This is a genomic window from Campylobacter sp. VBCF_06 NA8 (assembly GCF_027737825.1).
In the GTDB taxonomy this organism is placed as follows: Bacteria; Campylobacterota; Campylobacteria; order Campylobacterales; family Campylobacteraceae; genus Campylobacter_B.
Map to the genome: position 1 here is coordinate 193,883 of NZ_JAOVUB010000002.1, position 13,435 is coordinate 207,317.

Below are 13,435 nucleotides of genomic sequence, written 5' to 3' on the forward strand. Positions count from 1 at the left end.
TTGGAGTTAAAATGAGTCAAAAACCGACATTGCTGATATTACCGCCTTGGTATCCAAGTAAAGAAAATAAAATAGCCGGTATATTTTTTAAAGAACAAGCAATGGCTTTAAAAAATAATTTTGAAATTATGATTGTGAATTGCAGAGAAAAAACCATCGGAATTTTGTTGTATTGCATAAAAAATATTTTTCATTTAAACGAAGTGAGCGTAAATTTTATAGAAAATGACAGCGGAATTAAAATTTATGATTTTGTCTATGAAATACCAAAATACAATCAAGCTTTGGCAAAAATTTGCAAAAATAGTAATTTTTTGAAATTTATTTTATCTCCGATATTAAATTGTAGGTTTGAAGCCGTAAAAACAGCATGCAATAAAAATTTATTTGAAAAATTTGACCTTATATATAGTCTTTCGGCGCAAAATCAATTATCTGTTATAGCTATGAATTTATCAAATTTATTTTCTAAGCCCTATGTCGTAGCAGAACACGCTCCGTTTCCAATTTTAGGGACAACTATAAGTGATAATGTGGCAAAAGCTATCGAAAATTCTGACGCATTTTTGGCTATAAGTAATGATAAAATTAGACAAGTAATGATGCAAAATATAAAAATAAATCCGTATTATATAGGCAATATGATAGATGAAACAAAATTTAAATTTGCGGAAAAAAAAGAAGATGATATAAAAACTTTTTTAATCGTTGCTGCAAATGTTTTTTACAAAAATTATGATTTATTTATAGCTTCTATGGAAGAATTGAAAAAAATTACGGATAAAGATTTTCATATCATTATAGCTGGCTATAAGGCAAATAAAGGTTATTCGCAAAATATAGGGATACTCGAAAATAAAATTGCAAATTCATCTATTGCCGAAAATATTGAATTAATCGGGGAAATAGAAAGAGAAAAAATGCAGGATTTATATCAAAGAGCAGATATTTTTGTTATGACAAGTATCCAAGAGGGTATGCCTGTATCTGCCCTAGAAGCGTCTGTGTGTGGTTTGCCGGTATTTAGCACTAGATGTGGTGGTGTGGAAGATTATATAGATGATGGTATGGGTAGAATTTTTGATATATTGGATTATAAGGGTATTGCCGCGACTTGCAGAGATTATTTAGATAGCAAGATAAAATTTGATAATAGATTAATCAGAGAAAAAACCATAAAAAAATTCGGTAAAGCGGCATTTGTGGAGAATTTATCAAAAATATTTTATAAATTAATTAATGGAGAAAGATAAATTTATGAAACCAAAAATTTCTGTGATTATTCCTTGCTATAATCTTGGAGAAAAAATAGAGCGATGTCTAAATAGCGTCATAAATCAATCGTTTAAAGATATAGAGATTATCGTTGTAAATGACGGTAGCACTGATAACTCGCTTCAATTGATTCAAAAATTTAAAGATGATAGAATTGTAATCGTAAATAAAGAAAACGGCGGTTTGCCAAGCGCTAGAAAGGCTGGCTACGAAGTAGCAAAAGGCGAATACATAAGCCATATCGACGGCGATGATGAGGTTTTGCCAAATTTTTTTGAAAGCCTATATAAAGGCGCTAGCGAAAATAATGCAGATTTGGTTTTAAGTGATGCTATTTTTATACGAGACGGCATAGAAAGTATCCACAAAGATAGCTTGCAAAGTGGCGTTGTAGATAAAAAAAAGTATTTAGATGATATATTAAACGCTAGATATGATAGAGTTTTAAATTCTGTTTGGAATAAATTATACAAAAAAACTTTGCATGATAAGGTCAAATTTCCTGTTGATATTAAATTTTACGCAGAAGATAGGTGCATAATCCCAAAAATAGCATTTTTTGCAGAAAAAATTTATAAAATAGACGGTGCATTTTATAAATATTATCTAGAACGAAAACAGATGACATTTTTAAAGCTCAAAGATAATTTTATCGTAAATGAAAGCTTGACGAATTTTTTCACTAAACAAGGCTTTAACGACGCAAAAACAATATTTTGCAAGGATAGTATGCGAGTTATGTTTCACTATTTTTTCATCTCTACCCCTTTTGATAAAAATGACATAAAACAAACTTTAAAAGAGTATAAAAGCAAAATTTGCGAAATAACAAAAAGTAGCGAATTTAAAGATTATAGTTTGGAAAAATATAAAAAATTTATGCTTTCTATTTTGATAAGATTACCAAATTCTGTTATTTTAAGTATTTGTGCCATGTCAAAAACTTTGGCGAAATTTGCTATTTTTGCTAGAAATTTATTATTAAGGACTAAAAAATCATGAACGCTTGTCTTGTAATAGCTACAAACTCTTATGGTGGTGCTGTTAGGGTTGCGAGATTTGTCTATGATATTTTGATCGATATGAAATTTAATGTCACTGTCATGAATGTATATAGCGAAGGCGATGGTTTTTTTAATGATATAGAGCATGAAAATTTAAATTTTGTCGCCGGTCAATTTGTAAAACCGTTGTTTAAGTTTAAAAAATATTTTTCTAAAAATAAATTTGATTTGATATTAGGCTTTGCCGGATATATGAATTTTATAATTGCCCTATTAAATCCAAAGGCAAAACTCATCATTTCAGAGCATACAAACCATACAGCTTATGTGCATTTTTTGTATAAACCACTAATTTTTTTAGCATACAAAAGGGCTGATTTTATCACATTTTTGAGCAAATTTGATTACGATTTTTACAAAATAAAAAAATCTCAAATCATGCCAAATCCTTTTTTTATGGATATTTCAGATGAAAAATTTGAAAAAGAAAATATTATTTTATTTCCGTCAAGAATCGATAAAAACAAACGGCTTGATTTTTTGATAAATGCTTTTTGTCTTGTTGATGAAAAAGTGCGAAATTCTTATAAAATCGTTGTTTGCGGAGACGGCAGCGAACGAGATAGGTGTATAAAACTAGCCAAAGAAAATGGCGTGAATTTGGAGATTATTAGATTTACAAAAGAGATAGATAAATTTTATAAAAGAGCAAAAATAGTAGCACTTACAAGTTTAAGCGAAGGTTTCCCTATGATACTTATAGAAGGAATTTATTTTGATTGTGCTAGGATTTCAACTGATTGTATTAGCGGTCCAAGAGAACTGATAGAAGATGGCATTGACGGGTTTTTATGCAATTTAAATGATGAAAGCGAATTTGCTAAAAAGCTTGAAATTTTAATGAGTGATGAAAAACTAAGACTAGAATTTTGCCAAAAAGCAAGAAAGCGTAAGAGCGAATTTGATCCTAAAACCGTATATGAAAAATGGGAAAATTTGATTCAAAAAGTGATTAAGCGATGAAAAAACTAAGTGTATTTATTTATTCTATGGCTGGTGGTGGGGCTGAGCGGGTTGTGAGCAACCTTTTACCCGAGCTTTGCAAGGCTTACGAAGTGCATTTGATTTTGATGAACGATAGGATTTTTTATGAAATTCCAAATTCGGTACAGGTGCATTTCATAGAAAAATCAGCCCCTTTTGAAAACGGCTTAAAAAAGCTAATCAAACTGCCATTTTTAGGGATAAAATATAAAAATTTATGCAAAAGATTAGGCATTGATATTCACTTTGTCTGGATGAATCGCCCTTGTTATGTGGCTGGTTTTGCGCGAATTTTTGGAGATAAAAAACCTTTGATAATCAACGAGTGTTCGACGCCAAGTGTGCTTTATAAGGAGCCGAATTTCAAATCAAAAATCAGCAAATTTTTGCTGAAACGGCTCTATCCGAAAGCCGATTTTATCTATCCAAATTCGCTTGGGAATTTGTGTGATTTGCGCGATAATTTTAGTATAAATCCCGCTAAAATGGGTGTTTTATACAATGCGCTAAATTTAGACGAAATCGCGCAAAAAGCTTGTGAGCAGATAGAACAAAAAAAACCGTTTTTCCTAAGCGTTGGCAGACTTGATGCCGGGAAAAATCACGAGCTTTTAATCAAAGCATACTCAAAACTTAAAAACTGCGATAAAGATTTGCTGATTTTAGGCGATGGTGTGTTGCGTGAGCATTTGCAAAATTTAATAAACGAGCTTGGATTGAAAAATAGAGTAAAACTGCTCGGTTTTGATAACAATCCTTATAAATATATGTCAAAATGCTATGCTTTCGTTTTCGTTAGCCTTTTTGAGGGCTTTTCAAACGCGCTAATCGAAGCTTTGGCGTGTGGAAAACTCGTCATTTCTAGCGATCATCAAAGTGGCGCAAGAGAGCTTTTGGGTGATGATGAATGGGGCGTTTTAGTTGGCGTAAATGACGAAGAGGGCACCATAAAAGCTATGCAAAAAGCGATCGATGAGCCTGAATTTGTAAAAATTTATGAAAAAAAGGCTAAAATAAGAGCCGCTTTTTTTGACAAAAAAAAGATAAGCAAAGATTTAATCTTAAAAATTGAAGAAATCGACAAAGGATATAGGGGTGAATAATAGCGCGCAAAACACGCAAAATGGGGCAAATTTGCCACAACAAAAAGGCGGCGTTTTTAAATTTATCAAAAATTTTGAACTCTCCAAACATTTGTTAATTTTGATTGTTTTAGCTTACGGCGTGAGTGTGATTTTTAGGCTGTATTGGGTGTATTGGGCGAGTGAATACTCTCACATACTTTCGTGGAATAATCAAATCATGATCAATACAAACGACGGCTATGCGTTTGCTGAGGGGACGAGGGATTATTTGGCTGGATTTCATCAGCAAAATGATTTAAGCTACATTGATTTTCCCCTAGCCAAGCTAACTGCGTTATTAGCGCAGATTACGCCATTTTCGCTAGAAACCCTATTTTTGTATATGCCGGTTGTTTTTTCATCGCTTATCGTCGTGCCGATTTTGCTTATTTCGGCTGAATTCCGCGCCCTTAGGGCTGGATTTATCGGCGCGCTAGTTGCTTGTGTGGCAAACAGCTACTACAACCGCACAATGGCTGGGTATTATGATACTGATATGCTAAATATCGTCTTGCCGATGTTTATCTTGTGGGCGTTTATTAGGGTCTGCACCAAGGGCGATGCTAGGGCATTATTTTTTACAGGCGCATTTGGGATTTTTTATCTGTGGTGGTATCCATCTAGCTTTTCGCTAAATGCGATGATGTTAGGCGCGCTAGTGCTTTATACGCTGATTTTTGCGCGCAAAAATTTGGTGAATTATGAAGCGATAATTATATTTTTGTTAGCGATTTGTTTTTATTATTTATATATCAAAATTTTGCTTTTTTTGGCGATTTTTTATCTTTTTGCATACAAAAAAGAGCTTGTAAATTTTAGAATTTTGCTTGGTGTGGGAATTTTAGTTTTTGCGATTTTTGTTTATTGCGGTGGATTAAATCCGATTATTTTCCAGGCTAAATTTTACATTTTCCGCTCACTCGCGGACAATCCTGACACGGTTTTTCACTTTTTTAATGTCAATCAAACTATCCAAGAAAGCGGTCTGGTGCCAAAAGAGGTCTTCATGCGCCGAATCAGTTCGAGCGTGATTGTCTTCGTGGTGGCGTGCGTGGGATACGCGGTGCTGTGTTTTAGGCACAAAGAGTTTTTGCTCTCACTGCCACTTTTGCTTTTGGGCTTTGCAGCAAACAAAGCTGGGCTTAGATTTACCATTTATGCTGTGGGCGTAATGGGGCTAAGCTTTGGGTATATTTTGTATTTTTCGGTAAAACGGCTAAATTTGCCAAAATTTGCCGGTCGCATTATCTTGCTAGCCTTAACTATTTTGGCACTTTATCCAGCGTGGCAACACATCAAAGCATACACCGTTGAGACTGTGTTTTTCAAAAGCGAGGTTGAGGTTTTAGACAAGCTCAAAACTATCGCCGATCGCGAGGATTACGCGCTTGCGTGGTGGGATTATGGATATGTCATAAGGTATTATTCCGATGTCAAAACCCTAATTGACGGCGGCAAGCACCTAGGCAACGACAACTACCCGGTAAGTTTCGCGCTTTTGGCCGATCAATACAGCTCAGCACACATGGCGCGCGTAGATGTCGAATACACAGAGCGAAATTTCACCGAGAAATTTCCAAATAAAATAAAGCAAATTTTAGCCGATTACAAACTCGATGATTTCAATGCGTTTTTGCTAAATTTAAGCTTGCCAGATTTCAAAACACCAGCCAAAACTCGCGATATTTATTATGTCTTGCCAGATCGCATGATGAGCATACTTTCGACCGTATCGCAGTTTTCGAACATCGACATAACCACAGGCAAAATGAAAAAAGATAAAATTTTCATTGCTAGCGAAAGGTTTTGGCAAGATGAGAGCGGTATAACTATGGATAATGGTATCAAAATCGCAAATAATTTGCTTAGCATAGAGGCTGAGGGCAATAAATTTCCGATAAATACATTTTTTGAAACCAGCCGTAGCGCTAGTGGCAAACTCGAAGTCAAAGAGATCAAAGTCGATAGTTCGGCGCAATTTTCGATAATTTATATGAAGGATTATGGCAGATTTTTGCTGCTTGATAGAGAAATGCTAAATTCGACCTATATTCAGCTTTTTGTGCTTGAACGCTACAAAAGCGATCTTTTTGAGCCTGTGGTCATAAGCCCTGCTGTGAAAGTTTATAGATTAAAGAAATAAAATGGCGAAATTCGGGTTTTTATCACACTCTGATATGAGCAAGGCGAAAAGTCGCAAACTGCTTTGCGACGAGCCGCAGCGAACGCCGCAGTCGCGTTGTGGTGTAGCCACAGCGACAAGGCGGGGGTTGGCGAAGTTTTTGGTAACCAAATTTTACGCTATTGCAAAATTCTTTAAAAATTATGAAATTGCAAACTTCGCCAACGGCTCATATCGTTTTGCAAATTTATCTTTAAATTTAAAGGCGTATTAAATGGCGAAATTCGGTTTCCTTTCACACTCTGATATGAGCATTTATTTTTTCAGAGCGCCCATTATGCGGGAGTTACAGCGTCTTGGTCACGAGGTTTTTGCGATAGCGCCATGCGGAAATTATACGGCGGATTTGGAAAAAGAATTTATTAGCGTAACTTACGATTTAGACAAAGCAAGTCTAAATCCACTCAAAGTATCGCAAAATACGGCAAATTTAGCCAGAATTTTAAAAGAGCTAAATTTGGATTTTTTGCAAACTTCGGCGCACAAATCAAATGTTTTTGGCACATTTGCGGCCAAAAAGGCTGGAATTTCGCGTGTGTTAAATTTAGTCGAGGGTCTGGGAAGCTTTTATGTCGACACTGACCTTAAATCTCGCATGGTAAAATTTAGCATTGAAATGCTCTATAAAAGGGCGTTTGCGCAAAGTCAGGGTTGTATTTTTGTCAATGATAGCGACCCTGATTATATGCTCTCTCGCGGACTTATTAGCGAGAATAAAATTTTTCGCATTAAAAGTGTCGGCGTAAATAGCGAAATTTTCGACGAAAACGCTCACGAGCGCGCGAGCCTGCCTGAGATTACAAAGGGTAAAAAAATCGTGCTAATGAGCGGTCGTGCGTTGTGGCATAAAGGAATTGCCGAATTTTACAAAGCCGCTGAAATTTTAAAAGAGCGCAAAGACGCTTGTTTTGTCTTCGTAGGCGATGTTTTTGCAGGGAATAAAAGCTCGGCTGATGAGGCGTTTTTGCGCTCGGGAAATGTCGTTTGGCTAGGGTGGAGAGACGATGTAGCGGCGCTTTATAAGGCGTGCGATATTTTCGTGCTTCCAAGCTACAAAGAGGGCTTTCCGCGCACCGTTTTGGAGGCTATGAGTATGAGTAGGCCTTGCGTGGTAAGCGATGTGAGTGGCTGTATCGAGGCTGTGCAGGATGGCGTAAATGGGCTAATCTGCAAGGTTAGAAACGCAGGCGATTTGGCTAGAAAGATTGAAACGCTACTTGATGATGAGAGTTTGGCGCGCAAAATGGGGCAAGCTGGGCGTAAAATGGTGGTCGAAAACTACGATGAGAAAATCATAGCGAAAAAATATATTGAAATTTACAGGAAATTTATCGATGTATAGGGCATTTTTCAAACGATTTTTGGATTTTTTTGGCGCACTTTTTTTGATAATTTTGACTTCGCCACTTATGATTGTAACATATTGTCTAATTCGCAAAAACATAAGCAAAAGCGCGATTTTCACGCAATCCAGGCCAGGGCTTGACGAAAAAATTTTTAAAATTTACAAATTTAAAACCATGAGCGACGAGCGGGACGAGGGCGGCGAACTTTTAAGCGACGAACTGCGCCTGAACGAATACGGCAAAAAAATCCGCGCCCTAAGCCTTGATGAGCTTCCGCAACTTTTCAATGTCCTAAAAGGCGATATGAGCTTCATCGGACCTAGACCTTTGCTCGTAGAATACCTGCCACTTTACAACGAAGAGCAAAAACTTCGCCACAGCGTGCGACCGGGCATAACGGGTTTAGCGCAAGTAAATGGGCGAAATGCCATTAGCTGGGCGAAAAAGTTTGAATTCGACAGCTTTTACGCTAAAAATTTAAGTTTCGCGCTAGATTTAAAGATCGCACTTTTAACCATAAAAAAAGTTATCAAAAAAGACGGCGTTAATAAAGACGGCATGGCGACAACGGAGAAATTCAATGGAAAAAACTAAAATTTATATTTACGGCGCAAGCGGTCATGGCAAGGTCGTAGCAGATGTCGCAAAAAGCGCAGGTTATAAAGAAATCGTTTTTTTAGACGACAACGGCGAGTTGAAATTTAGCCCTGATTTACCGAAATTTCCCGTTATAATCGCAATCGGCGATTGCAAAATCAGAGCAAATTTGCAAAAAAAAGTCAGCGAAGCAGGATTTGAAATAGCCACACTTATCCATGAAACTGCCGTGATTTCAAGCTCGGCTAAAATCGGGCGTGGCGTGGTTATCATGCCAAATGTCGTGGTAAATGCAGATGCGATTATCGGCGACGGGGTAATTTTAAATTCAGCTTGTATAATCGAGCATGATTGCGTAGTGGGCGAGTTTAGCCACATTTGTCCGCGCGTGGGCGTGGCTGGAAATACCAAAATCGGGCGTGGCGTGTGGCTCGGGATTGGCTCGTGCGCAATCCAGGGCATAAATATCGGCGAGGGCTCATATATAGGGGCTGGAAGCGTTATCATCTCAGATATCGCCCCATTTAGCCTAGCTTACGGCAGCCCAGCGAGAGTGATAAAAAACTTGTCAAATTCTAGGTAAAATTTTAAAAAATTTAACTTTATGATAGTAAAATACAGGCTTTTATTTATAGGAGATTATAAATGGCAAGAATATTTTTAAGCCCCCCAAATATGGGCGGAAACGAATTAGAATATATCAAAAAAGTTTTTGAAAGCAACTACATTGCGCCACTTGGCGAGTATGTTAATAGATTTGAAAAATCAGTTTGCGATTACACTGGCGCGAAATCAGCCCTTGCGCTAAATGCCGGTTCAGCTGCACTTCATCTAGCATTGCGAACGCTAGGCATAAAAGACGGCGATGTGGTGCTGGGATCGACTTTTACCTTTATGGCAAGCCTTAATCCGATCTTTTATGAGCGTTGTGTCCCTGTGCTAATCGATAGCGACGAAAGCTGGAATCTAAGCCCCGAGCTTCTAAAAAAGGCAATCAAACTAGCGCCCAAAAAACCAAAAGCGCTAATCCCAACCCACCTTTACGGACAGGCAGCGAAAATGGACGAGATAATGGAGATTTGCGAAAATGAAAATATCGCCGTTATCGAGGACGCAGCCGAGGCACTTGGCGGATTTTACAAAGGCAAAGCCCTTGGCACGATTGGCGCGTGTGGTGCGCTAAGCTTTAACGGCAACAAAATCATCACCACAAGTGGCGGCGGAATGCTAATTTCGGACGACGAAGCCTTAATTGCCAAAGCAAGGTATTACAGCACGCAAGCCAGAGAGCCACTTTTGCATTATGAGCATTTGGATTATGGCTATAACTACCGATTAAGCAATGTTTTAGGCGCGATTGGCGTGGGACAAATGGAAGTTTTGGAAAAACGCGTCGAGCGAAAAAGAGAAATTTTCGCACTTTATAGTGAGCTTTTAAAAGACTGCGCCGAGTTTATGCCAGAAATCGAAAATTCACGCGGAAACAGGTGGCTTACAACCTTGGTTTTCAAAGAAAAAAATGCTCACTTACGCGTAATCGACGCACTCAATAAAGCCGATATCGAAAGTAGGCCGCTGTGGAAGCCAATGCACATGCAACCAGTTTTCAAAGGCGCATTAAGCGTGGTCGATGGCACGAGCGAGGATCTATTTAGTCGCGGAATTTGTCTGCCAAGTGGAAGCGATATGAGCGACGGGCAGGTCGCAAAAGTCGCCGAAATTGTAAAGAAAAGCTTATGATTTTTAGACCGACCAAGCTCAAACGCTTCGCATTTTTTCTGATTTTAGATATTTTAATCTCGATTTTTAGCGTCGCAATCGCCTTTGTTTTGCGTTTTAGTGGCGATATTCCAAACGAATTTTACAAAGGCTTGCTACTAAGCGCGACCCTAATTACCGCTATTCGCATTGCGTATTTGTGGTTTATGAAAATTTACCTTGTGCCGTGGCGATTTTTCGGACTTTACGAAGCGCGCAAAATTTTCTACACGCACATTTTCACGGCTTTGACATTTTTGGCGATTTTCTTTTTAATGGAGAATATTTTCAACCCCTTCCCGCGCTCTGTGATTGCCATAGATGCGGCGATTTGCTTTATTTTAATCAGTGGCGTGAGAATTTCAAAACGCATGTTTTTATTGCACGAAAAGTCAAATTCTAGCGCCAACGAACCCTGCGTCGTCGTGGGGGCAACTAGCAAAACCGTGCATGTGCTAAAAGGTATGCGCCAACACCACATAAACTACTATCCTGTGGGCGTCGTCGATGGCAGAAAAGAGCTAGTTGGCACATACTGCGAAAATTTCGTCGTGCGCGCAAAAAGCACAATCCCAGAAATGATAAAAGAAAGTGGTGCCAAAACCGCTATCGTGGCACTTTCGCTGCACCCAGAAGATCTCAAAGAGCTCTACGACGAGCTAATCGCGTATGGGCTAAAAGATATCAAGCTATTTTCGCTACTAGAAAACGAGCAGAAAAAAATCCGCGACATTTCGATCGAAGACCTGCTCGCGCGCAAACCAAAGGATTTAGACAAAGAGGCGATTAAAAATTTCATCGACGGCAAGGTCGTTTTGGTTACTGGCGCAGGTGGCACGATAGGAAGCGAGATTTGCAAACAATGCTTGAATTTCGGTGCAAAACGGCTGATTATGGTCGAGCATAGCGAATTTAACCTTTATCAAATCAACGAAGCCACGAACGCAGATTCTCGCAACGAATTAAAAATGATAAATATCGTTTATCGCGATGAATTCGATGAAATTTTTGCCGAATTTAAGCCTGATGTCGTGGTGCATGCAGCAGCGTATAAACATGTGCCGCTTTGCGAATTTAATCCGCATTTAGCGGTGAAAAACAATGTCCTTGGCACGAAAAATGTCGTGGATTTATCCAAAAAACATGGCGTTAAAAAGGTCGTTTTAATCTCCACCGACAAGGCTGTGCGCCCTACGAATATCATGGGCACGACAAAGCGAATTTGCGAGCTTTATAGCCTAAATTCGAGCGATGAAGCCACTCAAATCGTGGCTGTGAGATTTGGAAATGTGCTAGGAAGTAGCGGAAGCGTAATCCCGAAATTTAAACGCCAAATCGAAGCAAACGAGCCACTCACCGTTACACACCCTGATATCGTGCGGTATTTTATGTTAGTGAGCGAAGCTTGCCAACTCGTGCTTCAAGCAGCCTCAATCGCCAAAGGCGGGGAGCTTTTCGTGCTTGATATGGGCGAACCTGTCAAAATCGCAGACCTTGCCAAACGCATGTTGCAGTTAGCCGGAAAAGAGGAGCTTGGGATTAAATTTGTAGGACTTCGTCCCGGCGAGAAGCTTTACGAAGAGCTTTTGATCAACGAAAACGACAAAAGCACGAAGTATCAATCGATCTTTGTTTCAAGCTTTACAAAATACGATTTAGAAAAGCTAAATTTGCAAATTTCAGAGCTTGTAAATGCGCAAAACTGCGAAGTTGCCGCAAAACTCAAAGAGATTGTGCCAGAATTTGACCATAAATTAAATAAGGATTGATTTTGATAGGGATTGTTGATTATGGTGCTGGAAATATACGAAGCGTGAAAAACGCCCTTAGCTTTTGTGGGGCGAAATTTGAGCTAGTGAGCGAGCCTGAAAAACTGCTAAAATGCGACAAAATTTTACTTCCCGGAGTGGGAGCCTTTGGCGAAGCAATGGCTAAACTAAAAAGCGCGAATTTAGATGAAGCGATAAGAGAATTTGTCGCAAGTGGGCGATATTTTTTGGGAATTTGCCTTGGTATGCAACTTCTCTTTGACAAAAGCGCAGAATTTGGTTCAAGCGAGGGGCTTGGGATAATTAGTGGTGAAGTGGTGAAATTTGATGAGAGCAAATTTAGCGAGAGTTTAAAAATCCCGCACATGGGCTGGAATACACTAAAATTCACGCGCGAGGCGCCCATAAATTCGGGGCTTGAAAGTTCGGTTTATGCGTATTTCGTGCATTCTTATCACGCGCTTTGCAACGAAGAGTTTATCCTAGCAAAGACGGCGTATGGGTATGAATTTCCTAGCGCAGTTTGCAAGGAAAATGTCTTTGGCTTTCAGCCGCACCCAGAAAAAAGCCACGAAAATGGCATAAAAATAATTAAAAATTTCACGGAGTTATAATGGAAATTTTACCTGCGATTGATTTAAAAGAGGGCCTTGCTGTGCGCCTTAGCAAGGGCGAAATGGGAAGTGCGAAAATTTATTCAAAGACCCCTTGGGAATTAGCTAAAAAATTCGAAGACATGGGGGCGAAATACCTGCATTTGGTAGATTTAGACGGAGCGTTTGCGGGAGAGCCGATAAATTTCAAAACGATTGAGAAAATCGTAAATTCGACAAATTTAAAGGTCGAAGTGGGCGGTGGAATCCGCGATGAAAAACGCATAAAAGACTACCAAAATTTGGGCGTTTATAGATTTATTTTAGGCTCAGTTGCGCTAAAAAATCCAAATTTTGTTAAAGAAATGTCGCCAAAATACAATATCGTCGTAGGAATCGACGCGCTTGGTGGCATGGTCGCAACCGAGGGCTGGGCAGATGTGAGTAGCATTAAAGCGACTGATTTGGCTAAGCTTTACGCAGGAGCAGGAGTTGGCGCGATAATCTGCACTGATATCGGCAAGGACGGCATGCTATGTGGCGTAAATGTCGGATTTAGCGAAGCAATCGCCGAAGCTAGCGGGATTGATACAATCGCAAGTGGCGGCGTGAAGGACATTAGCGATATTTTGGCGTGCAAAAACAGCGGCAAAATCGCGGGCGTGATTGTCGGCAAGGCATATTACGAGGGCAGTATAGATTTAGAAAAAGCGTTTAAAATTTTGTGATATCGTAATGGCTTT

At 38.9% G+C, this 13,435-nt stretch carries 13 protein-coding genes; all 13 read left to right on the forward strand.

Going from position 1 to position 13,435, the window contains the following annotated elements:
• Positions 1 to 11: 11 nt before the first annotated feature.
• A complete protein-coding gene (locus OFO10_RS03525) occupies positions 12 to 1,253 on the forward strand; it encodes a glycosyltransferase family 4 protein (RefSeq protein WP_270866101.1) in 1,242 nt (413 codons plus the stop codon).
• A 4-nt stretch (positions 1,254 to 1,257) separates the two neighbouring features.
• Positions 1,258 to 2,277: a glycosyltransferase family 2 protein gene (locus tag OFO10_RS03530; RefSeq protein WP_270866102.1), complete on the forward strand. Its 1,020-nt coding sequence runs from the start codon at positions 1,258 to 1,260 to the stop codon at positions 2,275 to 2,277.
• Positions 2,274 to 3,302, forward strand: coding sequence for a glycosyltransferase (locus tag OFO10_RS03535; protein WP_270866103.1), 1,029 nt, complete (start codon positions 2,274 to 2,276; stop codon positions 3,300 to 3,302). The genes OFO10_RS03530 and OFO10_RS03535 overlap by 4 nt, the downstream gene beginning before the upstream one ends.
• Positions 3,299 to 4,426 carry an N-acetylgalactosamine-N,N'-diacetylbacillosaminyl-diphospho-undecaprenol 4-alpha-N-acetylgalactosaminyltransferase gene (gene pglJ, locus OFO10_RS03540; protein WP_270866104.1) on the forward strand — a complete coding sequence of 376 codons (1,128 nt, stop codon included), beginning with the start codon at positions 3,299 to 3,301 and terminating at the stop codon, positions 4,424 to 4,426. Before OFO10_RS03535 ends, pglJ begins: the two co-directional genes overlap by 4 nt.
• Positions 4,419 to 6,590, forward strand: coding sequence for an STT3 domain-containing protein (locus OFO10_RS03545; protein ID WP_270866105.1), 2,172 nt, complete (start codon positions 4,419 to 4,421; stop codon positions 6,588 to 6,590). Before pglJ ends, OFO10_RS03545 begins: the two co-directional genes overlap by 8 nt.
• Before the next feature lies 1 nt (position 6,591).
• Complete coding sequence (locus OFO10_RS03550; protein ID WP_270866106.1) at positions 6,592 to 6,843, forward strand: hypothetical protein; 252 nt, start codon at positions 6,592 to 6,594, stop codon at positions 6,841 to 6,843.
• Complete coding sequence (locus OFO10_RS03555; protein ID WP_270866107.1) at positions 6,844 to 7,971, forward strand: glycosyltransferase family 4 protein; 1,128 nt, start codon at positions 6,844 to 6,846, stop codon at positions 7,969 to 7,971.
• The gene (gene pglC, locus OFO10_RS03560; protein ID WP_270866108.1) at positions 7,964 to 8,569 is read left to right on the forward strand and encodes an undecaprenyl phosphate N,N'-diacetylbacillosamine 1-phosphate transferase; all 606 of its coding nucleotides are present in this window, start codon (positions 7,964 to 7,966) and stop codon (positions 8,567 to 8,569) included. Before OFO10_RS03555 ends, pglC begins: the two co-directional genes overlap by 8 nt.
• On the forward strand, positions 8,556 to 9,155 hold the full coding sequence (locus tag OFO10_RS03565) for an acetyltransferase (RefSeq protein WP_270866109.1): 600 nt from the start codon (positions 8,556 to 8,558) through the stop codon (positions 9,153 to 9,155). The genes pglC and OFO10_RS03565 overlap by 14 nt, the downstream gene beginning before the upstream one ends.
• A 62-nt stretch (positions 9,156 to 9,217) precedes the next feature.
• A complete protein-coding gene (gene pglE, locus OFO10_RS03570; protein ID WP_270866110.1) occupies positions 9,218 to 10,312 on the forward strand; it encodes a UDP-N-acetylbacillosamine transaminase in 1,095 nt (364 codons plus the stop codon).
• A complete protein-coding gene (locus tag OFO10_RS03575; protein ID WP_270866111.1) occupies positions 10,309 to 12,099 on the forward strand; it encodes a polysaccharide biosynthesis protein in 1,791 nt (596 codons plus the stop codon). The genes pglE and OFO10_RS03575 overlap by 4 nt, the downstream gene beginning before the upstream one ends.
• Before the next feature lie 2 nt (positions 12,100 to 12,101).
• Positions 12,102 to 12,713: an imidazole glycerol phosphate synthase subunit HisH gene (gene hisH / locus OFO10_RS03580; protein ID WP_270866112.1), complete on the forward strand. Its 612-nt coding sequence runs from the start codon at positions 12,102 to 12,104 to the stop codon at positions 12,711 to 12,713.
• On the forward strand, positions 12,713 to 13,420 hold the full coding sequence (gene hisA / locus OFO10_RS03585) for a 1-(5-phosphoribosyl)-5-[(5-phosphoribosylamino)methylideneamino]imidazole-4-carboxamide isomerase (protein WP_270866113.1): 708 nt from the start codon (positions 12,713 to 12,715) through the stop codon (positions 13,418 to 13,420). Before hisH ends, hisA begins: the two co-directional genes overlap by 1 nt.
• Positions 13,421 to 13,435 lie beyond the last annotated feature (15 nt).